General features: G+C 32.4%; 25 protein-coding genes. 12 read left to right on the forward strand and 13 right to left on the reverse strand.

Annotated features, from left to right (window positions below):
* Positions 1 to 132: 132 nt before the first annotated feature.
* The 3 genes from BC962_RS09595 to BC962_RS09605 form a co-directional block, all read right to left on the reverse strand.
* The gene (locus BC962_RS09595; RefSeq protein ID WP_183075483.1) at positions 133 to 969 is read right to left on the reverse strand and encodes a universal stress protein; all 837 of its coding nucleotides are present in this window, start codon (positions 967 to 969) and stop codon (positions 133 to 135) included.
* 73 nt (positions 970 to 1042) lie between these two features.
* Positions 1043 to 2098, reverse strand: coding sequence for a response regulator (locus tag BC962_RS09600; protein ID WP_121345783.1), 1056 nt, complete (start codon positions 2096 to 2098; stop codon positions 1043 to 1045).
* 5 nt (positions 2099 to 2103) lie between these two features.
* Positions 2104 to 3267 carry a PAS domain-containing sensor histidine kinase gene (locus BC962_RS09605; protein ID WP_121345784.1) on the reverse strand — a complete coding sequence of 388 codons (1164 nt, stop codon included), beginning with the start codon at positions 3265 to 3267 and terminating at the stop codon, positions 2104 to 2106.
* Between the two features lie 112 nt (positions 3268 to 3379).
* Between BC962_RS09605 and BC962_RS09610 the strand changes: the two genes are divergently transcribed.
* Both BC962_RS09610 and BC962_RS09615 read left to right on the forward strand, forming a co-directional pair.
* A complete protein-coding gene (locus tag BC962_RS09610; protein WP_121345785.1) occupies positions 3380 to 3790 on the forward strand; it encodes a hypothetical protein in 411 nt (136 codons plus the stop codon).
* Positions 3791 to 3923: 133 nt separating this feature from the next.
* Positions 3924 to 4808, forward strand: a complete 885-nt coding sequence (locus BC962_RS09615) for an RsiV family protein (protein WP_183075484.1) — start codon at positions 3924 to 3926, stop codon at positions 4806 to 4808.
* A gap of 46 nt (positions 4809 to 4854) precedes the next feature.
* Here the strand turns inward: BC962_RS09615 and BC962_RS09620 are convergent, their stop codons facing one another.
* From BC962_RS09620 to BC962_RS09630, 3 genes are all read right to left on the reverse strand, one after another.
* On the reverse strand, positions 4855 to 5688 hold the full coding sequence (locus BC962_RS09620; protein WP_183075485.1) for a universal stress protein: 834 nt from the start codon (positions 5686 to 5688) through the stop codon (positions 4855 to 4857).
* A gap of 75 nt (positions 5689 to 5763) precedes the next feature.
* Positions 5764 to 6399, reverse strand: a complete 636-nt coding sequence (locus BC962_RS09625; RefSeq protein ID WP_121345788.1) for a hypothetical protein — start codon at positions 6397 to 6399, stop codon at positions 5764 to 5766.
* 11 nt (positions 6400 to 6410) lie between these two features.
* Positions 6411 to 6776: an arsenate reductase family protein gene (locus BC962_RS09630; RefSeq protein WP_121345789.1), complete on the reverse strand. Its 366-nt coding sequence runs from the start codon at positions 6774 to 6776 to the stop codon at positions 6411 to 6413.
* 210 nt (positions 6777 to 6986) lie between these two features.
* Between BC962_RS09630 and BC962_RS09635 the strand changes: the two genes are divergently transcribed.
* Positions 6987 to 7748 carry an SDR family NAD(P)-dependent oxidoreductase gene (locus BC962_RS09635; RefSeq protein WP_121345790.1) on the forward strand — a complete coding sequence of 254 codons (762 nt, stop codon included), beginning with the start codon at positions 6987 to 6989 and terminating at the stop codon, positions 7746 to 7748.
* 145 nt (positions 7749 to 7893) lie between these two features.
* On the forward strand, positions 7894 to 8559 hold the full coding sequence (locus tag BC962_RS09640; protein WP_121345791.1) for a peroxiredoxin: 666 nt from the start codon (positions 7894 to 7896) through the stop codon (positions 8557 to 8559).
* Between the two features lie 455 nt (positions 8560 to 9014).
* Here BC962_RS09640 and ppsA read toward each other — a convergent pair whose 3' ends face one another.
* Positions 9015 to 11408 carry a phosphoenolpyruvate synthase gene (ppsA, locus tag BC962_RS09645; RefSeq protein WP_121345792.1) on the reverse strand — a complete coding sequence of 798 codons (2394 nt, stop codon included), beginning with the start codon at positions 11406 to 11408 and terminating at the stop codon, positions 9015 to 9017.
* A gap of 87 nt (positions 11409 to 11495) precedes the next feature.
* Positions 11496 to 11882 carry a hypothetical protein gene (locus BC962_RS09650; protein ID WP_121345793.1) on the reverse strand — a complete coding sequence of 129 codons (387 nt, stop codon included), beginning with the start codon at positions 11880 to 11882 and terminating at the stop codon, positions 11496 to 11498.
* 117 nt (positions 11883 to 11999) lie between these two features.
* On the opposite strand from BC962_RS09650, the gene BC962_RS09655 reads away from it, so the two are divergent.
* The 6 genes from BC962_RS09655 (at position 12000) to BC962_RS09675 (ending at position 16837) form a co-directional block, all read left to right on the forward strand.
* Complete coding sequence (locus BC962_RS09655) at positions 12000 to 13085, forward strand: efflux RND transporter periplasmic adaptor subunit (RefSeq protein WP_121345794.1); 1086 nt, start codon at positions 12000 to 12002, stop codon at positions 13083 to 13085.
* Positions 13082 to 14344 carry an ABC transporter permease gene (locus BC962_RS09660; protein ID WP_121346057.1) on the forward strand — a complete coding sequence of 421 codons (1263 nt, stop codon included), beginning with the start codon at positions 13082 to 13084 and terminating at the stop codon, positions 14342 to 14344. The genes BC962_RS09655 and BC962_RS09660 overlap by 4 nt, the downstream gene beginning before the upstream one ends.
* A gap of 9 nt (positions 14345 to 14353) precedes the next feature.
* Complete coding sequence (locus BC962_RS09665; RefSeq protein ID WP_121345795.1) at positions 14354 to 15028, forward strand: ABC transporter ATP-binding protein; 675 nt, start codon at positions 14354 to 14356, stop codon at positions 15026 to 15028.
* 86 nt (positions 15029 to 15114) lie between these two features.
* The gene (locus BC962_RS16370) at positions 15115 to 15276 is read left to right on the forward strand and encodes a hypothetical protein (protein ID WP_183075486.1); all 162 of its coding nucleotides are present in this window, start codon (positions 15115 to 15117) and stop codon (positions 15274 to 15276) included.
* The gene (locus BC962_RS09670) at positions 15260 to 16015 is read left to right on the forward strand and encodes an LOG family protein (protein WP_121345796.1); all 756 of its coding nucleotides are present in this window, start codon (positions 15260 to 15262) and stop codon (positions 16013 to 16015) included. Before BC962_RS16370 ends, BC962_RS09670 begins: the two co-directional genes overlap by 17 nt.
* Positions 16016 to 16075: 60 nt before the next feature.
* Positions 16076 to 16837, forward strand: a complete 762-nt coding sequence (locus tag BC962_RS09675) for a patatin-like phospholipase family protein (RefSeq protein WP_121345797.1) — start codon at positions 16076 to 16078, stop codon at positions 16835 to 16837.
* On the opposite strand, the gene BC962_RS09680 is transcribed toward BC962_RS09675, so the two are convergent.
* Genes BC962_RS09680 through BC962_RS09695 form a run of 4 tightly spaced genes read right to left on the reverse strand, consistent with a single transcriptional unit; the run spans position 16832 to position 19881 of the window.
* Positions 16832 to 17347, reverse strand: coding sequence for a hypothetical protein (locus BC962_RS09680; RefSeq protein WP_121345798.1), 516 nt, complete (start codon positions 17345 to 17347; stop codon positions 16832 to 16834). The genes BC962_RS09675 and BC962_RS09680 overlap by 6 nt on opposite strands.
* A 10-nt stretch (positions 17348 to 17357) precedes the next feature.
* Positions 17358 to 18341 carry an MlaD family protein gene (locus BC962_RS09685; protein WP_121345799.1) on the reverse strand — a complete coding sequence of 328 codons (984 nt, stop codon included), beginning with the start codon at positions 18339 to 18341 and terminating at the stop codon, positions 17358 to 17360.
* 5 nt (positions 18342 to 18346) lie between these two features.
* Entirely contained in the window at positions 18347 to 19099 is a 753-nt protein-coding gene (locus BC962_RS09690) for an ABC transporter ATP-binding protein (RefSeq protein WP_121345800.1), read from the reverse strand.
* Between the two features lie 5 nt (positions 19100 to 19104).
* Positions 19105 to 19881: an MlaE family ABC transporter permease gene (locus tag BC962_RS09695; RefSeq protein ID WP_394337510.1), complete on the reverse strand. Its 777-nt coding sequence runs from the start codon at positions 19879 to 19881 to the stop codon at positions 19105 to 19107.
* A gap of 364 nt (positions 19882 to 20245) precedes the next feature.
* Between BC962_RS09695 and BC962_RS09700 the strand changes: the two genes are divergently transcribed.
* Positions 20246 to 21010, forward strand: a complete 765-nt coding sequence (locus BC962_RS09700) for an exodeoxyribonuclease III (RefSeq protein WP_121345802.1) — start codon at positions 20246 to 20248, stop codon at positions 21008 to 21010.
* Here BC962_RS09700 and ligD read toward each other — a convergent pair.
* Positions 21005 to 21934, reverse strand: a complete 930-nt coding sequence (gene ligD, locus BC962_RS09705) for a non-homologous end-joining DNA ligase (RefSeq protein WP_121345803.1) — start codon at positions 21932 to 21934, stop codon at positions 21005 to 21007. The genes BC962_RS09700 and ligD overlap by 6 nt on opposite strands.
* Positions 21935 to 22084: 150 nt before the next feature.
* On the opposite strand from ligD, the gene BC962_RS09710 reads away from it, so the two are divergent.
* A complete protein-coding gene (locus tag BC962_RS09710; RefSeq protein ID WP_121345804.1) occupies positions 22085 to 24028 on the forward strand; it encodes an erythromycin esterase family protein in 1944 nt (647 codons plus the stop codon).
* The last annotated feature ends 2 nt before the right edge of the window (positions 24029 to 24030 follow it).

Below are 24030 nucleotides of genomic sequence, written 5' to 3' on the forward strand. Positions count from 1 at the left end.
GCTAGAGATATCTTTAAAAAAATGACAAGAATCAGCTATTCAATTTATTAAAATCTATAATTAGATGAACAAAAGCTGAAGTTAATTGCATATTACTAACAATTAATTGTGTTAAGCTAGTAAGGTGCGTGCTTACTCATGCAAAACCAAAAACGGAATTTCTCTATGATAATTAAACTTTGCTACCCTTGGATTAAATAAGATCCTTTGAAAAAAGTTAATGTTTTTTGCTATCATGGCAATCATGTCCACTTTCATAGTATTCACGAAATACTGAAGTCCATTTTCTAAATTTGGGCTGTCTATTACATGAAAACTATAGGGGACATTCGTTAGATTTTTCTTTAAATACTCCCTGTTCTCCACCTGAGTCTCATTTAATACTTTTTGATGTTGAGCAACTCGCAAGATCTTTAAAGAAGCATTATGAATTTTTACAATATCTATAAGAGAATTAATTATTTTACTCTTGTAAATTATATTAAAGTCTGTAGGAAATGCTAGACTTATGGGTACCTTAAAAGTAGCTTTTTCGGGAATTACAAGAATTGGGCATTTCACCTTGGTAATTACTTCATTAGTAAGACTCCCAAGTGGTAACTCATTATAATTAGAAGCCCCTTTGGTGCCCATTATTATTAGATCTATATCATGGGTTAATACATATTGTCTAATTCCATCTATAATTTTAGATCTCATTATTTGAGTGGCGATCTTATTTTGACTTTCAGGAAAGTTTTGAAATATTCTGCTTTTCAACTTTTCAAAATCCTCTATCTCTTTATTAGAAGTATAATTCTTAGGAAAGGTTTCAACTAAATTTAAATCAGGTATACTAGAATTAATTTCTGGAGGTACAAAATGGATGAGATGATAATAGATCTCTTCTTTTTGAAAAAAGGACAAGGCGTAGAAAATGGCATTCCAAGAATTTTCAGAAAAATCTGTTGGTATTAATATATTCTTCACTTTAGTAAGTATCTAAAGCAAAATTATTTTAGTTTGCTGTTGAAAAGAATGATAAATATCAGTTAAGCAAAGTCTATTCTATTGAGTTTAATTTTTCTAGATCCAAAATTCTAATATTTCTACCTTCTATTTCTATCAAGCCCTTTTTCTTAAAGCCCGAAAGAGTTCGTATTAAACTCTCGGTAGCAATACCTGCAACACTTGCTAGATCATATCGAGAAATTTTTATAGCATCTTCAGGTTTTTTATCGAGAATTTTAGCAAACTGCAGAATTGTATTAGCAGTTTTTTTTCTTACCGAACTATAAGCCATCTGTAATAGTTGCTCCTTGATATCACATATGTTTTCTGTTAGAAGGTTTAAAATTTCTACAGAAACCTCTTTATTGCTCCCTAGAATTTCCTTGAGCTCATTCTTAGAAATACCTGCTACCTGTACATTTTCTACAGCCATTACAGATTCTTGATATATAATACTTTCTGCAAACGAGGTGAAGCCTAAAAAATCATCTGCTTTATGAAGCGCAGTAATTAATTCTTTACCATTCCCATTCATTTTATAACTTTTAACCACACCTTCCAAAATGAGATAAATATTGTTAGAGCGCTCTCCTTCCTTATAAATTAGATCCCCTTTGTTATAACTTGATATAACCCCATTGTCATCAAAAAAATTCTTAAGCTCATTTAGATTTCTAAGTGAGCTATTTTCAATTTGCCCTGTGGGCGAACTATTTTTTACTAAAGTGTGATTTAAGATCTCTGCTTTGGCCAACCTACTTTCTACTGCGCTTATTAATTCTTCTTCTTCAAAAGGTTTGGTAATATAATCGTCTGCGCCAAGATCCATTCCCTTTCGCACCTCTTTATGTTCGGTTTTAGCTGAAAGAAAAATAAAAGGAATATGAGAGGTTGTAGAGTCCTTAGAAACCTTATCTAAAACGCCATAACCATCTAATTCTGGCATCATAATATCGCAAATTATAAGATCTGGAATATGAGCATTCGCTTTATCTATTCCAATTTTACCATTTGCAGCTGTAATCACGTGGAAGTTATATAATTCCAAAAGCTCTGCTGTATTATCTCTTAAAGCTGCATCATCCTCTATTATCAAGATTGTTTTCATAGCTCTTAATTTGATGAAATTGGAACCCTAATAGAAAAAGTACTCCCCACATTTTCTTCACTTATAAAGTTAATTGTACCTCCTAAATTTTCCAAATGGCTTTTTACTATATTAAGTCCGATCCCTGTACCTTGATTTATAAGAGCATTCTCTGCTCTAAAATACCTATTAAATATATGCTTTTGCTCCTGCTCTGGAATTCCAATTCCCTCATCTTTTATATGAATGGTCAATACCTTATCATCCAGTAAAACTTCAATATCTATAGTAGAATTATCTGATGAATATTTAATGGCATTATTTATAAGATTTGTAATAATGAGATGTAATATCTTCTCATCAAATTCTAAAAAAATACTATCAATATTTTCGGGGTAATTAATTTTTTGTCCATCCTTAAGCAACATATTGGCATAATAGACCACTTCATTTATGATCTTACTTAAAGGAAAAGTCGTGAACTTATAATTCACATTTCCGCTTTCTAAACGTTCAATAGATAAGAAATCATTAATTATATTATTCAGGAATTTCACTTTATTCTGAATGGTTTTTATATGCTTATCGCGCTTCTCCTGTTGTTCTGTATTAGGATATTTACCAATAAGAATAGATGAAGTGAGAATTCCTCCTAATGGGGTTTTAAATTCATGAGATACCAAGGAGAGAAATTTGGTTTTCAACTCATTTAAATACTTTTCTTTTCGAAGGGCTTCTTTTAATTGATGGGTTCTTTCTTCAACCTTTTTCTCAAGATCTGCATTTAAATCTATTATTTCTTGCTCTGCCTTCTTACGGATGCTAATATCTATTACTAATGCCATTACGTAGGTACTATCATAAATATTAAAAGGATTTAATCCTGCTTCTACAGGGAATTGGGAACCATCCTTTCTTAATCCATACAAATCTCTACCATGCCCCATTTTCCTTTTACCACTATTTTCTAAAAAGGCTTCTACATGATGCATATGTACGTGATGATATTTCACAGGGATTAAAGTATCCAAAGAACTTCCAATAAGTTCTCCTTTTTCATAGCCGAAAAGAGTATTGGCAGCATTATTAGTAGCAACAATTTCCTGAGATTTATTAACTACAATAATACCTTCTGATATTGCTTCAGAAAGAATCCTGAAAATAATACTATCTCTTTTGAAACCCTCCATATTCTAAAATTAGCCAAAATTAAAATAATACTGCATCGATATAACTGATAATGATATTTATCATAGTTAGCTGTAAATGAACCTGTTAAATTTAATATTAAAACACTTAATCATGCAGGAAAACGAAGAACCAGAATTAATGTTCTATCAAAAAGTAGGGGAACTCTTTTTCGCAATTGCAGCTGCAGACAAAATTGTTAGAGAAGAGGAATATGAAAGCTTACGTAAGCTGGTAGTTTCTCATTGGAAAAACTTAGAAAGTTCAGAAAATGAATTTGGCACTAAAGAAGCCCACAAAATAGAAATAATTTTCGAGTGGTTGGACCATGAGCAAGCAAATGCACAAGAATGTTATGAGGGGTTTAGAGATTATTATGAAGCTCATCCAGAATTATTTACTAATCAACGAAAACAACTCATTTTAAAAACTGCAAATGCAATTGCTAATTCTTTTTCTAAAAAAAACAAAGCAGAACTCATGATGCTCTCTAAACTCAAATTGTTACTAGAAGAAGGTAGATAACTTGATAATAATCATACTTTTAAAAAGAGACAGTCTTTAGTTTTGCTAGTATAAGTAAATACACTTAAAATTCTTTATAATTCAAAATAGCAAAATGCATTTCCATTACACTTCCCGATTAAATCCATTTCTTATGAAGATCCTGATAACACTACTATGTATTATAAGTTTCATGTCCTGTAAAAAAGAGACAAATAATCAATTAGAAGATGACAGCATAATGGTTGAAGAAGAATTTGAAACTACTTTAGGTGATTCCATAACTACAAATGAAGAGAATGAGATTGAATTTAAGAAAGAACAATCTATAAAGATAAAAAGAGAAACTATTCTTAAAAAACCAGATGACCAAGCAGAATTAAAAGAGCTAGTTTTATCTAAATCATTTTTAAAAGATGAAGAATGTTATATAATAAGCTTTAAGTATCCCAGCTTAAATGAAAAGATCAAAGCTTCTTATGTAAATTTCAATAGCTATTTGGAGGAGGATTATTTAAATCTAAAAGGAGTAGAGACTGCTATTTTAGAAGAGGGGGAAATGATTTGTGATTCTACACAAACTCTAGAGAATAGATCTAAGAGGGAGGTAGATTATAAAATTTTTAGTTTGGATGATAAATTAATTAGCGTGCTCTTTTACAATGAGAATTACTATTATGGAACTCCGCACCCATCGTATTCTTTCTATTGCCTTAATTATGATCTTTCCCGTTCTACATTCATGAAATATGAAGATTTTTTTAACACTGGGTCTGAAGAAGAACTAAGAGAAATATTAAATGAAGTACTTACTAAAAAAATAAGATCTGGAGAGATCTATTATGATTGTTGGGCAATTTCAGCAGAAGATTTTTATAGAAGTAAAGATAATTTTGTAATTAACAATCTGAGTGTTGAATATTTCTTTGACGATTGTGTTATATGCCCTTCTTATACCGGTACTTTCTCTGTTAGTATTCCTTTAGAGTTATTGAAACCTGTATTAAAACAGCATTATTCCAATCCTTTGATTTTATAACTATTAATTATAACTAGTTAAAGCAAAAAAATTGCTTGTATTCGCTTTATTTTTTGAAGGTTATTATTGGTATGTTAGAATGATTTACCAAAGATTCTCCTTTATTCGAGGAAAAGAAATGGGCTATACCCCTTCTCCCACGTGTTGGAACTGCAACAACATCTGCATTAAATTTATTGGCATAACGGTAGATTCCATTTTCTAAATTATAGTCATTATAAAAGACCATATCTTTATAAAAATTAAATTCTTCTACCCCAGCTCGTTTAATAAATTCCATAGCCTTTTCCTCCATCTCCTGATTATTCAAAAAGTTTTCTGGGAGATTTATATAAAGCATTTTAAATTTACTTTTAAAAGGTTTAAAAAAGTTCCAGGCATTACGAAATGGCTCTGTATAATCTTCCTTAAAATCGCAAACAAAAACAACTTTTTTAAACTTGAAATTAACCACAGGACTTTTAATAACTAAAACGGGTAAAGTAGAAGTACGCACTACTTTCTCTGTATTGGAGCCAACAAGAACCTCGTTTAGTCCTTTGCTTCCATGAGAACCCATCACTATTAAGCCAGCTTCATATTTATTTGCAATGCTATCTATTTCAAAAAAATCTTTATTTCGCTGAACAACATTCTGAATTTTAACTCCATTTAAATACACACGGTCCAAAAAATCTGTAAACTTAGCATCAGAGAATTTTAAATTTAAAATTGCTTCCTGCAGCTCTTGAGTTTCCATTCTAGTTAAGCCTTCATCGGAGATCCCTAACATATGTAATGCAACTAATTCACTATCATTTTTTTTTGCAATCGCCGCAGCCACTCGCAATGCAAATTCTGAGTGTTCAGAAAAATCTATTGGTACAAGAATTTTATTCATCATTTAAAATTTAGTAGTGGTGTTTTCTTAAGTATCTATAGTCCTAAAGCCATATTGTATTTAAAAAACATATCATCATTGTGAGATCGGGAGGATCTTATCTTTTTCTAGTTTGTTTACGATCCTATTTATATAATCCTTAACTGTAGAAGTGATGGTTTGAGGGTCTACAACATTAAATGCCCCAACCCAAACTAAAGATTTATCCTCTGTCTGTTGTAGTTTATAAATAGTAGTTTCTAAATGAAAAACCTTATATTCATTATAGTAAGTTGGATTATAATATATATTTTGATATCTATAATAATACCTTCCAAATCTTGTCCATCTATAACTGGTAATATACCTATCGGGATAATAATTTTTCTTTTCATCCACTCCTTTAACCGCAGTAATTATAACCGCGTCGAAACCTTCTTCTGAAAGTCCTTCTATCATCCTATCTATTTCTTCTTCTGTTTTTTCTGAATTAATAAAAGAAGATTCAAAAACAGATAAACTCTCTACAGCTGGCAATCCCCTTTTTTCTAATTCTTTCTTTAAATTTTCTTCAAAGATCTTACGTGCTGTTAAATTTTGTGTAACTCCTATTATTAGAGTTTTTTTCGGTTGAAAACCTATAATTTCCTCATTTTTCCAACTATCAATAAATTGCGTGGAAGAACAGGAAGTAAGTAATAAAATATTCAAAAGTATTAGGATCTTTTTCATAATAACTACAATTAAATTTTTATAATATCTGTAGGAGTTTCAATAAGTATAGCAATGTCTCCCCTTAATGCAATTGGTTGTTTCATAATTTCTGGTTGATGCCTAATCATCTTGATCCAATCATTCTCAGAAAGATCATGTGCTTTAAAATGCGAACTATATGCTGGGTGCTCTTGGTTTACTAGATCCTTAATCTCTAAATTCAATTTCTCGGCTAATTCTGCAATTTGAGTTCCTGTAAGTGGAACTTTAAGTAGGTTTATTTCTTGTATTGGAAATCCTTCAGCTTTAGCAAAAGCAATGGTCTTTTTTGCCCGAATAGAATTAGGGTTGTAGAATAAGGTGATCTGTCTTTTAGATGTGGCTATTTCTCCCATAATAACAGTGATGCCTGTTAGATAAAATCAATTTACTAATGCTACACTTCTAATTCCTTAGAAACTAGCAACTAATTAATTAACCTGTAAATACAAACCTAAAACTACTTGCTTTCTCACAAATCACATATGATAAAAGTCATATGAATAGAGATACATGAAAATTATATTTAATGAGAATTAAAAAGATAAACACTTAAATAACTAATCATGGAAAGTTTAAAAAATAAAGTAGCTATAATCACTGGCGGTGCTGGTGGAATAGGAATAGAGACAGCAAAATTATTTATACAAGAAGGGGCAAAAGTAATGCTGGTAGATCTAGATGAGGATTTACTAAAAGCTGAGATAAAGAAAATTGGTGGTCCTAATATTAGGTATTGTGTTGCCGATGTTTCTAAAGAATTAGACGTTAGTAGATATGTTTCCGAAACCTTAAAAGAGTTTCAAAAGATTGATATTTTTTTTAACAATGCAGGAATAGAGGGCGTGTTTAAACCTATTGCAGATTATCCTGAAGCTGTATTTGATAAAATAATAGCTGTTAACTTAAAAGGAGTCTGGTTAGGTTGTCAAAAAGTGATACCTAAAATGGAAAATGAGGGCAGCGTGATTATCACCTCGTCAGTTGCAGGCTTAAAGGGCTTTGCAGGTTTAGGAGCTTATGTTGCAACTAAACATGCTGTAATAGGAATTATGAGAGTAGCTGCTTTAGAATTTGCAGATAGAAAAATACGTGTGAATACTGTACATCCTGGTCCAGTAAATAACAGGATGATGCGCTCTATAGAAGAGCAAATCTCTCCAGAAGACTCTAAAATTGCTCAAGAAAATTTCGAAAAAACGGTTCCTTTTAAAAGGTATGCCGAATCCAAAGAAATTGGAGAAATGGTTTTGTTTTTAGCCTCCGATAAAAGCAAATATATCACTGGAACCAAAATGATAGTAGATGGCGGAATGACGATTGTTTAAACTTTTTAGGTATTATAAAATAATCCAATTAGAAATAAATCATGCTTTAATAAAAAATTCACTGCTAACATTTGTCATTCCTAAAACTGGATTTCCAGTTTTTTTCCAAGAACATATTTTATTCAACTTGTTAAATTATTATATTATGGAAACTGAAGAAAATAAAATCTATTACATGCCCAGGATTGGGGATAATGCTGAAGATTTTGAAGCAATAACAACACTAGGAAGATTACAATTCTCAGATTATGCAGATGGAAAATGGGTGATCTTGTTTTCACATCCAGCAGATTTCACTCCAGTATGCACAACAGAATTAAGTGGTTTTGCAGAAAGAAAAAACGAATTTGATTCCCTTAACACCAAATTAATAGGTTTAAGTATAGATAGTATTCACTCCCATTTAGCCTGGGTTAACAATGTAAAAGAAAAAACCGGAGTGTATCTGGACTTTCCAATTATTGCAGATATAGATATGAAAGTAGCAAAGTTATATGGAATGCTGCAACCTAATGAAAGTGAAACAGCTGCAGTAAGAGCTGTCTTTTTTATTGATCCTTATTTTAAGATCAGATTGATCATGTATTATCCTTTGAACGTTGGACGAAATATGGATGAAATACTAAGAGCCTTATTGGCTCTACAAGTCTCCGATGAATATAGTGTGGCTTTGCCATTGAATTGGAAGAAAGGTGATAAGGTAATTGTTCCACCACCTAAAACTTTAAAGGAAATGGAAAAGAGAATTAAAGATGATACTTGTGAGAAGGTAGATTTCTATTTAGCTAGAAAGGAACTTAAAATTAAATAAAAAATTCTATACTTGTTAAATAAAAAACAGGGATCTCAACTAAGATCCCTGTTTCTTTGAAAATGTACTGCAATTGATTAAATATCTTGGCAAAGTCTACAAATTAATCTAGAAAACAAGCAATTTAAATCAATACAGACACTTCAAGATCTTTTAACAATATAAAATTTAAGACAAAATTTTAAATCGGGGAAACCCCTAAAGACCTCCCCGATTTATAGAAGACTAAAAATGTTCTATATACAGAGAGTATGTTAAACATTCCTTTTCGAAAATGTTTCATCACTTCTACAAGAACAAACTTGACTTCTAATGATTTTTACTGCATTTCTGCAATAAGAATCAATGCTTTTATAAGTATCAAAGAACTTTTACTTTTAACTAGAACACTAAGATACAAGAGCTTTACAATTTAAAACATGACATTTATCATGTTTTATAAATACTTTGAATTTTTAATCTGAAGTTAATTGAGAATGCCTTTTTACTTCAGCGTTATTCATGTTTTCTATGCCTTTTAAAAGCGCATCTGGATTAAAGGAAATACTATCTATCCCTGTATTTACTAGAAAAGAAGCATATTCTGGGAAATCACTCGGAGCTTGTCCACATAAACCTATTTTTATACCCGACTTATTTGCTTTTTTAATAGCAATTTCAATCATTTTCTTTGTAGCCAGATCATTCTCATTAAAAATCGTGGACATTATTTCAGAATCCCTGTCTACTCCTAATGTGAGTTGTGTAAGATCATTGGAGCCAATGGAAAATCCGTCAAATATTTCCGCGAATTCTGTCGCTAAGATCACATTGCTGGGTATTTCTACCATCATATATATCTCCAAATTATTCTCTCCCTGTATTAAGCCATTTTCAGCCATTACATTAATTACTTTCCTACCTTCTTCTAGGGTTCTGCAAAATGGGATCATTACTATTACATTAGTGAGGCCCATTTCATCTCTCACCTTTTTTATGGCTTCACATTCTAAACTAAATCCGTCTTTATAAAGCTCATGATAATATCGGGACGCACCTCTAAAGCCCAACATCGGGTTTTCCTCTTTTGGTTCAAATTGTTTTCCTCCTATTAAATTCGCATACTCATTTGTCTTAAAATCACTCATTCTCACTATTACTTCCTTAGGATAAAAAGCTGCAGCAATAGTAGCTATACCTTGACTTAACCGATCTATAAAGTATGCTGTTTTACTAGGATATCCAGCGGTTAATTTTGCAATCTCACCTTTTACTAATTCGTCTTGGATCTCATTAAATTTCACCAATGCCATAGGATGAATTTGAATTTTATGAGTAATTATAAATTCCATTCTTAATAATCCTACCCCAGAATTTGGATATAAGGAAAGTTGAAAAGCCTTTTCTGGATCAGATAAAATAAGTTTCGCCTCCGTTTCGGGTAGTTTTATATTCTTTAGATCAATAAGATGCTCTTCAAAATCTAATTTACCTTTATAAATAAATCCCGTTTTTCCCTCTGCACAAGAAACTGTGATTATTTCGCCATCTTGTATGACCTCGGTAGCATTTTTTGATCCTACTACAGCTGGGACGCCTAATTCTCTCGCTACAATAGCAGCATGACTTGTTCTTCCACCTGTGTTCGTAACTATTCCACCAGCTTTCTTTAAAAGAGGATCCCAATCTGGACTTGTGGTATTGGTAACAATTATATCCCCTTCTTTAAGTTTATGAGAATCCCTTGGGGATTGTAACAGCCGAGCCGTACCTACACTAATTTTAGTACCTATGGCATTTCCAGTTGCTAGAATCTCACCCCTTTTTGTTAGATTATAAATTTTATAACCTGTTTGGACATTAGAATGATGTACTGTTTCTGGCCGTGCTTGAGTAATAAATAACTCATTGGTAATACCATCTTTCGCCCATTCTATATCCATAGCTTTATTATAATGCTTTTCAATAGTCAAGGCCCAGTTTGCTAATTTTAGCACTTCTAGATCTGTGAGTACAAATTCTTGTTGTTTTTCTATTTCCGTAGGAATGTTTACAGTAGAAGAATGTCCATTAGACTCTGCATAGATCAAAGTCTCCATTTTGTCTCCTAATTTCTTTTGTATAATTGCATTTTTTCCCAGCTCCAAAGTGGGTTTAAAAACATAAAATTCATCTGGATTTACCGTGCCTTGAACAATATTCTCACCCAATCCCCAAACCCCCGAAAGATGGATGATTTGTTGGAAACCAGACTCCGGCTCTAGAGTAAAACCTACTCCAGAACAAGCTTTATCTGATCTCACCATTTTTTGAACTCCAACAGATAATGCCACATCACTATGCAAAAAGCCATTATCTTCTCTATATTTTATAGCTCTATCTGTGTATAGCGATGCACAACAATTTTTAACTGCAACCAGCAATGCATCTTTCCCTTTAATATTCAAATAGGTTTCATGTTGGCCTGCAAAACTGGCTTGAGGAAGATCTTCTGCCGTGGCACTACTTCTCACTGCAACTTCAGAAAGTTCATTATTTGTTAAGTTTTGATATGCTTTAAAAATTTCTTCTGAAAATGCTTCGGAGAACTTACTGTCTAATATAAATTTTCGTGCCTTCTCCCCTATTTCATGAAGATTAGCAAAGGTTTCTCTATTTAGGCCTTTCAGAAGAACTTGCAGTTTATCTTCAATATTATTTTCATGCAAAAATTGCCAGAAAGCCGAAGAAGTAGTTGCAAAACCATTAGGAATTAGAATTCCTTGGTCACTTAATTGGTTATACATTTCTCCTAAAGAGGCATTCTTCCCGCCTACTATCGACAAATCCTTTAAGCCTAATTCACTAAAAGTTACTATTAATTTTTTCATCTCCTTTTATTTAATAATTAAAATGAGGGGCTATATAGTTTAAGTGTATAAATTTTATGTTTTATAAATTATACAACTACAATAAGATCAATAAGGCACTAACTGATACGCTACATTTAATAAGTATAAGCCAACTAGGAATAATAATATATATACCACCTGCACAAGTTTAACATTAAGTACAGCCATTGCTTTAATGAACAGATTTGGAAATGTGAATAATGATAATCCTAAAAGCAATGCTAACCAACCTAGAGCTGTAATAATAAATCTCCAATCTGCCTCCCATATATTATGAAAAAGTATATTTAAGAGTCCGATAATTACAGCTAAAAAAGCTGCCAAAATCGCGAACTTTTGATCACGTAGATCTTCAAATATTTGTTTGATCCTTCTGGGATTATAACTTAAAATGAAGAAAAATATCAATAAGTACCAACCCCAAAATTTGGCCAGAAAAAGAGAGACATCCATAATAGTAATATTAGAATAATTATATGCTCTAATTTAAATGCATTGAAGAGTTCTAAATATGATATTTATCATTCATAAATAACTGGATTTCAGTGAAATTTGGTTAAAATTATTAAAATGTTTAAATCAGTTGTATACAGCATGCTTCTTATACTATTGACGTTCTGTTCAAAAAAGGATGAAAAAATACAGCCAAATTTAACAACCATAACAGAATCTGTTTATTCTTCAGTAATTATACAACCAGACAGTTTATATCAAGTATACGCTATAGTTAATGGCATCTTGGAAAGAAATCTGGTAGAAGAAGGTGATTTGGTAAGTAAAGGAGCTGCTCTTGCCCAAATAATTAACACCAACCCAAAGTTAAATGCTGAAAATGCCCTGCTCTCCTATAATCTGGCTCAAAAAAATTATTCCGGCAGCAATGCAATTTTAAAAAGTTTAGAAGAGAAGATTAAAGCACAAAAGCTCAAGCTTATAAATGATTCTATAAATTATTTTAGACAAAAAAATTTATGGGATCAATACATTGGTTCCAAGGCCGAATATGATACTAAAGAACTTAGCTATCAACTTTCTAAAAATTCATTAAATCTCTTAAAAAGTGAATTTGGAAGGACAAAGAATGAACTTCAAATTCAATTAAAACAGGCAGAGAATAATTACAAAAACTCTGTTACTACTACAGAAGATTTTAAGGTAACCAGCAAAATCAATGGAAAAGTTTATGCTTTAAATAAAAATCCTGGCGAGATCATTAATACAACACAGCCTCTAGCCTCTATTGGTAGCGCAAATACCTTTATAATTGAAATGCTGGTAGATGAAGTAGACATTGTGAAAATTAAGAAAGGACAGGAAGTGATCATTATTTTGGATGCTTACCCAGATAAAACTTTTAAGGCTTTAGTAAGCAAAATTTATCCTGAAAAGAATGAACGAAATCAGACTTTTCTAGTGGAAGCAAATTTTGTTAAAGCTCCTGAAATACTATATCCAGGACTATCTGGAGAAGCAAATATCATAATTGCTATCAAGAAAAACACACTTACAATTCCTAAGGAATATTTAATTGAAGGCACTAAAGTTAGAACTGAAGATGGAATTAAAGAAATAGTACTTGGACTTCAAAGTATGGATGTTGTGGAAATCCTTTCTGGGATCACAGAAGACACATGGATCTACAAACCCGAAAAATGATAAATTGGAAGCTTATATTAAGTATTGCGAAAACACACTTGATCACTAAGATTAAGCAAACCTCTATTGCTGCTTTGGGAGTAACATTTGGAATTGGATCTTATATCACTTTAGTGGGTTTTATGACTGGTCTTAATGGAATGTTGGACGATCTAATCCTTAATCAGACTCCTCATGTTCATATTTTTAATGAAATAGAACCTTCAGAAAAACAGCCAGTAGCTATTTATAAGGAATTTGAAAATGCTTTTAATATAGTTCATTCTGTAAAGCCGAAACAAACTCAGAGAAAAATTCATAATGCGCTTCCTATAATTCAGCATTTAAATAAGGATAAACTGGTACGAGGGGCGTTACCACAAATTAAAACTCAAATTTTTTATATAGCAGGATCTATAGAATTAGGAGGAAATCTTACTGGGATAGAAGTTCTTAAAGAAGCCTCCTTATTTAATTTTGAGGATTATATCACTCAAGGTACTGCAGAGAGTTTACATATTAGTGATAACGGAATTTTATTAGGAGCTGGAATTGCAGAAAAAATGTCTTTAAAACTTGGAGACAGAGTACAAATAAGTACCATTACAGGAGATATTTTTCCGCTTAAAATAGTAGGCATTTATCAAAGCGGAATTGCAGATCTAGATAATATTCAAAGTTTTGCGAATTTAAAAACTGTACAACGCATTTTAGGGGAGCCGGAAAATTACATCACAGATATAAATGTGAAATTATACGATATAGAAAATGCGCTTCCTCTGGCCAAAAAGATTGAGCAACAATTCAATCTAACCGCAATAGATATTAATACAGCAAATGCACAATTTGAAACAGGCACAACGATTAGAAACCTTATTACCTATGCTGTTTCCCTAACCTTACTAATTGTTGCGGGTTTTGGTATTTATAATATTTTAAATATGCTTATTTATGAAAAAATGAATGATATAGCGATCTTAAAAGCAACAGGTTTTTCTGGAAAAGATGTACAGATGATCTTTATGACACAAGCTATAATTATTGGATTGGTTGGAGGGATCTTAGGTTTAATTATTGGATATATTTTATCTTCTGTAATAGATCAAATTCCTTTCCAGACAGAAGCACTGCCAACCATTGCTACATATCCCATAAATTACAATCCATGGTTTTATGTAATAGGGATAAGTTTTGCAATGATCTCAACTTTTCTAGCCGGTTATTTACCATCCTTAAAAGCAAGAAAAATAGATCCTGTAAATATTATAAGAGGGCAATAAAAAGTTAAGATGAAAACAGTACTTGAAGCTAGAAACCTTAATAAATACTTTGAAAAGCCTGTGCTATTTCATGTACTTAAAGATATCAATTTTAAAGTGCAACAGAGTGAATTTGTATCTATCATGGGGAAATCTGGTTGCGGAAAATCTACTTTATTATATATATTATCTACAATGGATACGGGCTACAAGGGAGAATTGTATTTAAATGATAAATTGATTACTGGGCAACCTCGGGATGAGCTTTCCTATATTCGAAATAAACATATTGGTTTTGTTTTTCAGTTCCACTATCTATTGGCAGAATTTTCGGTACTAGAAAACGTGATGCTTCCAGCTAAAAAATTAGCAGAAAAATCCAATACAGAGATCAAACATGATGCTGTAGAAAAACTTCGAATTCTAGGAATAGAGAATCTAGCAAATAAAAAAGCTTCGAGAATTTCTGGAGGTGAGAAACAGCGCGTGGCAATAGCCAGAGCATTAATAAATAATCCATCTATAATAATGGGAGATGAACCTACCGGGAATTTAGATAGCTATAATTCAGAAAATGTATTCAACATTTTCAAGCAGTTAAGTGAAGAGCAAGGTTTATCCCTTCTTGTAGTTACTCATGATAAAGATTTTGCCGATAAAACAGATCGTATTATAGAAATGGGGGATGGAAGCATTATTAGCTAAACCAGAAGTTCAGCATAAGGTGATAATTATCATTCCAATAAGTTTCCTATATAATTAATTTAGAGACAAAATCTAAATATCCACGCATGGCTTTATCTTCGAATATCTTGGATTCTAACGATACATTTAACTTATACCTAAAAACTAGCCAGGTGGAGATCTATCACTTTTGGATGAACTACCAATCCCGATCCCAAGGTTTAGATCAGAAAAAATTTATTATTCAAGATCATGAGAAAAACCAATAATAAATTACCTGTTTTAACCGAGGAACGTTCGTTTCTTCAAGGTCCAAGATCTAGGCTATCTGAATTGTATTTTACGGCAAAAGTTGCATGGTATTTCATACAATCTTTCCGAAAAATGCACTTTTTAGGACCTTGTGTTACCGTATTTGGATCTGCAAGGATAGGCCCAAACAGCCCTTTTTATAAGCAAACCGAAGAATTAGGCAGAGCTTTGGCAAAAATGGGATTTACAGTAATGACTGGAGGAGGACCTGGAATAATGGAAGCTGCCAATAAAGGAGCTTTTGAAGCGGGTGGTTTCTCTGTTGGCTGTAATATTGTATTACCTATAGAACAAAGCCCAAATCCCTATTTGCATAAATGGATTAATATTCCCTACTTTTTTGTGCGCAAGGTTATGTTGGTAAAATATTCTTATGCCTTCATTGTTATGCCTGGTGGATTTGGAACTATGGATGAACTTTTTGAATCCCTTACTCTTATACAAACCCAAAAAATAGATGAATTCACAATAGTACTCTTCGGAAAAGAATATCATTCAGAGTTATTGGAACATTTGGAGATCATGAAGTTAAATGGGACTATCTCTGAAAAAGATCTCCAATATATTTTCGTGACAGATTCCGTAGATGATATAGTTACTAAATTAGATACCTCAACAATTAAAAAATATAAGTTGAAGAAAACTCCAATAAGAAGAAAGTGGTGGCTTGGAGAAAAAGTGATAAAAAATAAATAAGCTGTCAAATTGCTTATAATTTGAAGGGAGTTTAGAAATGAATATATAATTTATTGAAATATGGGAATTGGTTTGGTTCTATCGGGTGGAGGCGCACGAGGAGTGGCACATATAGGAGCTCTTAAGGCTTTTGAAGAGCGAGGAGTGCAAATTACCCACATTTCTGGCACTAGTGCCGGAGCAATCGTGGGAGCCATGTACGCTGCAGGAAATCCCTGGCAGGATATTTTTAAATTCTTTAAGGAAATTCCTATTTTCAATTATAGGCGCTATGCGATAAACAAACCGGGATTTATAGACACTTTAAAATTTTATAAAGACCTTGAGGGTTTCTTTAAAAAAGATGATTTTGCATCTTTGGAAAAAAAACTGTTTGTTACCGCTACAAATTTAATAGATGGAAAAATTAAGATCTTTAGTTCTGGAGAATTGATAAAACCCGTCCTAGCTTCGGCTTCTTTCCCGGGAGTATTTACCCCAATTTCAATTGAAAAAGGAGTTTATATAGATGGCGGGGTCCTGAATAATTTTCCTATTGAACCTCTAATTCCAATATGTAATAAAATAATTGGAGTCTTCGTAAATCCTTTAGAGACCATACAAATTGAAGATCTAAACCATTCTTATCAAATTCTAAATAGATCTCTACAAATAAGTTTAGGAAACCAATCCCTTTATAAATTTAAACACTGTGATTTTGTTATATCTCCTGCGGGACTCACTAAGTTTGGGATCTTCGATTTGAAAACCTTAGATGCTATTTTTGAAATTGGTTATCGTGAAGCTATTAAAGAATTAGAAATACAAGAACATTTGTTATAATTCCTGTTTTACAGTTGTTTGCTGAAAGCCTAATTTTTTAGGTTTATTTGGAAGTTCCCATTTTATCATCTCCTTCAAGAATTCATCTACTTTTTCTATGATGAATTTTTCATTTATGTCTGTTGGATTAAATAGTCCAATCTCTGTAATATTATTTTCTAAAGGCAAGGAATCAATTTCAGGAAAAAGAATGAAAATAAATACATCGCCACTATAGGTCTGTGAAAATACCAAAGCACCTCCAGGAATAAATTGAAATGCAGGTATCTGGTTTGTACAATCTATAAGGTCCTTTGGAAAAGAATCAAAAGAGATATTTATTGCTTCATTATTATGGATCCAATTGAGTTCCTGTACTCTCCACCCCATCTCATACTGAGTTGTGATCCCTTTTAAAGTTTTATGTAAAAGTGGTTTTGTTAGATCGTTCCAGTGCACTTTTTTATCTACTACAGTTTTAATAGATTCTATATAGTCTATAATACGTTCTTCTAAATGTTCTATTTTCATGATCATTGAGTTAATTGTTTTTAATTTCTCTTTTTTTCTGTCTTTCCAACTTTCTAAAATATCCTCTAAAGAAAAAATTATGCTTTAAAGCTTCCATATTTTGATTCAATTTAAAAGTAGATTCCTTTATATAAAGCATTGTAGAGTCTATATCTTTCACCAAATTCTCATCTGTGGTTAAATGATTTAGAGCCCCATCTCCATTTTTTATCTCTGTGATAATCTCTTCCAAGTTTTTAGTGATACTACTAATATCCTCACTCGATCTCTCTAAATTATTGATCACCGATTTTAATTGTTGTCCAGCAAGGGAATCATTAAATAAGACACCAGCCACACTTTCCTCCATATCTATTCTGGCGATCACTTTATTTAATTTATACATGGTGTTAGAGGTGCTTATTGAAGTTGCTTTAAGCTTATCTATGGTTTCTTTGATATTCCCGGCCATTGTAGTGTCTGCAATTAGAACTCCAAGGGTTCCTTTACCTTCTAAAATCTTATTGGTGATCTTTAAAAGATCTGCTGTTAACAAGGCTGCATTTTCATTGGTTACGTTTAAGGTAGATAACATATCATCTGTTCCAATTTTACTGAAGGAAATAATTGTATCATTCGAGCTCACAAATGGAGATTCTCCTTTTCCAGGGATAATATTAACAACCATACTTCCTACTAAACCATCAGAACCAATAGTGGCAATAGCATTCTTCCTAATAAATTTCGCTGTTTTTTCTTCTATCATCATCTCGATGATAATTTGAGATTCCCCTAGCATTTCAATTTTGCCTACGGTTCCAACATTAATTCCAGAATAGCGCACATTATTTCCTAATTGCAAGCCATTAACATTAGTAAACTCTGCATAAATCTGAATATTTTTACTGAATAAATGTTGTCTATTTCCTATAAAATAGAGTGCGAATATTAGAAGAAGTGAACCTACCACTACAAATATTCCTAATTTTATTTTTTGTGAAGCTGACTTGTTCATACTTATTAATTTTTAAAGAATGCTTGAACTTTTGGATCTTGTGAAGCTATTAATTCTTGATAAGTGCCTTCTGCATAATTGATCCCATCTACAAGCAATATCATCCTATTAGATATAACTCGTGCGCAATCTACATCATGAGTTATAATTAATGAAGATGTATTATAAGTGTCTTGGATGGTTCTCATAAGTTGAATTATTTCCTTGGCCGTTATGGGGTCCAAGCCCGTTGTTGGCTCGTCATACAAAATAATTTTAGGTTTTAAAATAAGTGCTCTGGCTAAAGCCACACGTCTTTGCATTCCGCCAGAAAGTTCAGCTGGCATAAGATCTATGGCATCTGCCAATCCCACATTTGTTAATGCCTCTACTACTAAGCTTTCTGTATTTCCTTTTAACTCGAGCATTTTTTTATGGCGCCTTAGTGGAAATTCTAAATTTTCTCTAACGGTCATAGAATCATATAATGCACTTCCTTGGAATAAGAAACCGATCTCAGTTCTTAAAATATCTAATTCATTTTGGCCCAACTTGGTAATATCATGATCTTTAATTCTAATGCTACCACTATCTGCTTCAATTAAACCAACTAAGCATTTTATCATTACAGATTTGCCGGAGCCAGATTTCCCCATCACCACTAAATTTTCACCTTTATATAGTTTCAAATTAAAACCATTTAATACGTGGTTTTCACCAAAGCTTTTTTGTAAATCTTTGAGTTCTAAAACCGGTGCTGTTTTATTATTAGATTCCATTAGATTTAAAAAAATATATCGGTTATAAATACTGCGATAAAATCTATAATAAATAATAGCATAGAAGTGTAAACCACAGCTGCATTTGAGGCCTCTCCTACTCCTACAGTTCCTTTAGAACAATAATATCCTTTATAGCAACCGACCAAGCCAATAGCAAATCCGAAGAAAAAAGATTTTATGGTTGCAGGAACAATATCTGCATATGTAATAGCATCAAAAACCTGATTGAAATATAAAAGATAAGAAACATCTCCTTTTAAATTCTCTATGAGTGCCGATCCCAGTAGGGCTACAGTATCTCCAGTAACTATAAGTAAAGGCAACATTAATGTGGTAGCAGCTATTCTTGTAACCACCAAATATTTGAATGGATTGGTACCCGACACTTCCATAGCATCTATTTGTTCTGTTACCCGCATAGAGCCTAATTCTGCTCCAATTCCAGAACCAATTCTACCTGCACAAATAAGAGCAATGATCACCGGGCCTATTTCACGTACTATAGAAATCCCCACCATAGAAGGCATCCAAGATTCTGCTCCAAATTCCATAAGGGTAGGTCTGGATTGTAAAGTAAATACCAAGCCTAAAATAAATCCTGTTACCACGACAAGTAATAAGGATCTATTACCCATATTAAAACATTGACGCATTAATTCCTTAAACTCAAATGGTGGCTTAAATACCTCCCGAAAGAAACGGGCCGTGAAATAAGACATGTCACCAACTTCAGCAAAGAAATCTTTTGAATTATCTAAAATGGTTTTGGTTTTCCCCATATACATGTATTTATTCCGTATTCAAATATAGCAGGGGTTTTCGCCAATAAAAATGATATTCATCAGCTGGAAAAAGTATAGAAAATTAAAAAATCATACCGCATAGGAATGAAAAAAATTAACTCAAACATTATATTTCTATATATACATTATTCAATAAACCAATATGCCTGTTGATAAAAGCATTTTAATCTTCTTGACATATATCATTTGATAAAAGAAAAGGTTACTGTTATTTAGAATCTATAAATATCTGTAAAGGAGGAGAAATATTAATTTTATTAAAGTGTCTTGCTAATTAAAAAGAAGAATTACTAACAATATTTAAAGGAGTTTTTATAATTCTTACTAAAGCATACCGGCCATGATTATAATTTCTTGGAATGTAAATGGCCTTCGAGCCATCATTAAAAAAGGGTTTATAGATACCATAACTAGTCTTAACCCAGATATACTATGCTTACAGGAAGTCAAAGCTTCTAAAAGTGAGGTATTAAAAGCATTGACGCCCTTAAGAATATATGGGATCCATATGAATCCAGCTTTGAGAAAGGGGTATTCAGGAACTGTGTTGCTTTGTAAAATAGCTCCATCTAAAATAGAAAAAGCTATGGGTATAGAAGAGCATGACACAGAAGGTAGGATTATTTGTGCCACTTATGAGGATTTTTATTTAGTTAATGTTTATGTACCTAATTCGGGTCAGCAATTAAACAGGCTGGAGTACAGAAAAAAGTGGGATCAAGATTTTCTAGAATATTTAAATGATCTAAAAAAGAAAAAACCAATACTCGTTATAGGCGATTTTAATGTAGCTCATCAACCTATCGATCTCAAAAATGATAAGGCCAACTACAATAAAACGGCAGGATATACTCAAGTTGAAATTGATGGAATGGATAATTTATTAGCTACAGGTTTGGTGGACACCTTTAGGCATTTTCATCCAAATGAGATTGCTTATACCTACTGGACCTATCGCTTTAAGGCGAGAGAAAATAATATTGGTTGGAGAATAGACTATTTTCTGGTAAGTGATACTTTACTTCCAAAAATTAGTGCTGCAGAGATCCTCTCAGATATTTATGGATCAGATCATTGCCCCATTAAACTTACAATAAACCTATGATCCTATGCCAACAGGTAAGATCTGTTTTAACTTTATAACTTCAGTAAAAATGTCTCCTAATTTTTTAATTCTTTCAGGAACATTTTTAATGGTAAAATCTGTGGGGATAAATCCACCTTTTTTAACTTCATCCCAGTTTAATGGTGTAGATATGGGTGCCATATCATAGCCACGAATAGTATACGGTGCGGCTGTATTTCTACTAATAACATTTTGCATATAATCTAATGTCACTTTATCTTTTTGGTGTGTTTTACCTTTTTTCCTTTGGGTAGTGACCAATTTCGGGTATTGTTCAACTAACAAATCACTTATGGATTTTACCCACCCCCTAACAGTCTCAAAAGAATATTTTGGTACAATAGGAACATATATATGCAGGCCGGTACCTCCTGTAGTTTTTGGATATCCTTTTAAATTATAAGAAAGTAGTAACTCATTTAGATACCCAGCTGCCTTTAAAACATTTTTAAAATATAAAACATCTGCAACATCCAGATCAAAAATAGCAATATCCGGATGATCAAAATTAGGGGCTTCTGCAGACCATAAATGGAATTCTATACCGCCTCTCGCTGCTAGCCATAATATTCCCGCTGCATTTTGAATCAAGAGAACTTGGATGATCTTATCTTTACTTATTTCATTATATGGAACGGTGACAAACAAGCGTGTCTCTTGGACTTTATCCTCAAAATTTCGTTTATAAAATGAAAAATCTTCAATCCCTCTCGGGAAAAAATGCATAGTTGCAGGTCTATTCTTTAAATAGGGTAAGAGGATTGGAGCAATTTGTTTATAATAATTTAGTAAATCCAACTTAGTATAGTTCTCTTTTGGCCAGTAGATCTTGTGGGGATTGGAAATAGCTAACTCAAAACCATCTATATTCCAGATTGTTGATTTTTCTTCAAGCTTTTTCATTCTTATTTGCTTTTCAATTCACGATTCTAAAAAAGCGCCTTATTATTATGCTGACTGAAATTAAACAACATTCTTCAATATTAACATGATCGAAATCATTCTTAATATCAACCTACCTAATTACATTTATATAGCATAAATAAATACAAGATGAAAAAAAATAGTATTGAAGCCCATTTAAGAGATAAAGGAATTCAGAATACACTCTTGTTAAAGGCATTTCAGAATATTCCGGAAGAATTCTATTTATCGGAAATTCTACATCCCTATTTTTATGATGATGTTAGAATCGAAAAATCTTTGGATACTATAGAGCCGAGGGTGCTTGTTGTAGCAAAAATGTTAGAGCATCTAAAAATTAAAGAGGGTGAAAAGATCCTTATAGCGGGAGTAGATTCTATTTTTATTTTAGTGGTCCTCTCAAGAATTTACAAGAACGTTTATACTATAGAAACTAATGAAACATATGCTAAATGGAGTAAGGAAGTTTTAAAAACCGTTAATATTACCAATGTATCTATTAAAATTGGCAATCCGGAACTAGGTTGGGAAGAAAAAGCACCATTTGATGCAATTTTAATAGCTTCGGAATTCAAAGAAATGCCACAAAGCATTCGAGAACAATTGAAGATTAATGGGACGTTATTAGCTCCTATAGGTCCAGATTGGGCTCATGTAATGATGGAATTCACCCAGAGGACATCCGAAACTCAATTTAAATTTAAAACAATAAGAGAGAATTATTACATCCCTACTCCCAAAGCATTGCCAATAATTAATAAAGCTATAGTAGATGAAAATGAAATTATTGATGAGATTGGAATTAATTCTATTTCGTTTAATTCAGTTAAAGAGTATCCATTAGATGGTCTTTTAGAACGAATTGGAAATGCCAAAGTTGTGCTGTTGGGGGAAGCTTCTCACGGTACGTCTGAATTTTACCTCACTCGGCAAGAGATTACAAAAGCTCTTATAGAAAAAAAGGGGTTCCAATTTGTTTGTGCCGAAGCCGATTGGTCCGATGCAGAACAAATAAACAATTATGTTAGAAACAACTACAAACAGCAGGACTGGATGCCTTTTGCTAGGTTCCCTCAATGGATGTGGAGAAATATGGAAGTTTTGGACTTTGTAGAGTGGCTTAAAAAGCACAATGCATTACACCAAAATAGTATTGGTTTTTTTGGATTGGACCTTTACGGACTTGAAAATTCGATAGATTTAGTGATAAAATATCTTGAAGGAGTAGATGCGCAATTGGCAAAAATAGTAAAAGAAAGATATGGATGTATCACACCATATATGGCAGATCCTACCATATATGGAAAATTAGTGCTTAGTAACAAGTTGGAAAGCTGTGAAAAGGAGATTATTAAAATCTTGTTCGATCTCTTAAAAAATAAAAACAGATTAAATCATTCTCCCGAATATTTTTACACCTATCAAAATGCTACTGTTGTGGTAGATGCAGAGCGCTACTACAAGGCCATGTATTATGGAAGTGCAGAATCTTGGAACTTAAGGGATTTTCACATGTTCTATACACTAAAATCGTTGTTGTCCTATTTTGGTCCAGAAACTAAAGCGGTAGTTTGGGCACATAATTCTCACATTGGTAATGCTATGGCTACAGAAATGTATTCCAGAGGCGAAATTAACATAGGTCATTTGTGCAAAGAGCATTTTGGTTCAAAATCATACCACATTGGATTTGGCACACATACAGGAACAGTTGCTGCCGCTAATAATTGGGGAGATAAAATGAAAATGATGCCAGTAAATAAATCTACGGCTGGCAGTTATGAAAATCTTTGCAATAAAACTAACATCGCTAACTTCACGCTTCCTTTACGAGAAAAACATTCTGACGAGAAACTAAAAGCTTTATTAAGTATACCAAAATTGGAACGAGCTATTGGTGTAATCTATAAACCACAAACCGAACTCTTAAGTCATTATTTTCAAGCAGTTTTACCCTCACAGTTCGATGAGTATATTTGGATAAATAAAACCAAGGCGATCTCCCCAATAACAACAGGAAAAACAACACCAAAACTTATAGAGCTACATCCTTTTAGCTTAGTAGATAAATAAAA

Source organism: Gillisia mitskevichiae (genome assembly GCF_003634585.1).
In the GTDB taxonomy this organism is placed as follows: Bacteria; Bacteroidota; Bacteroidia; order Flavobacteriales; family Flavobacteriaceae; genus Gillisia; species Gillisia mitskevichiae.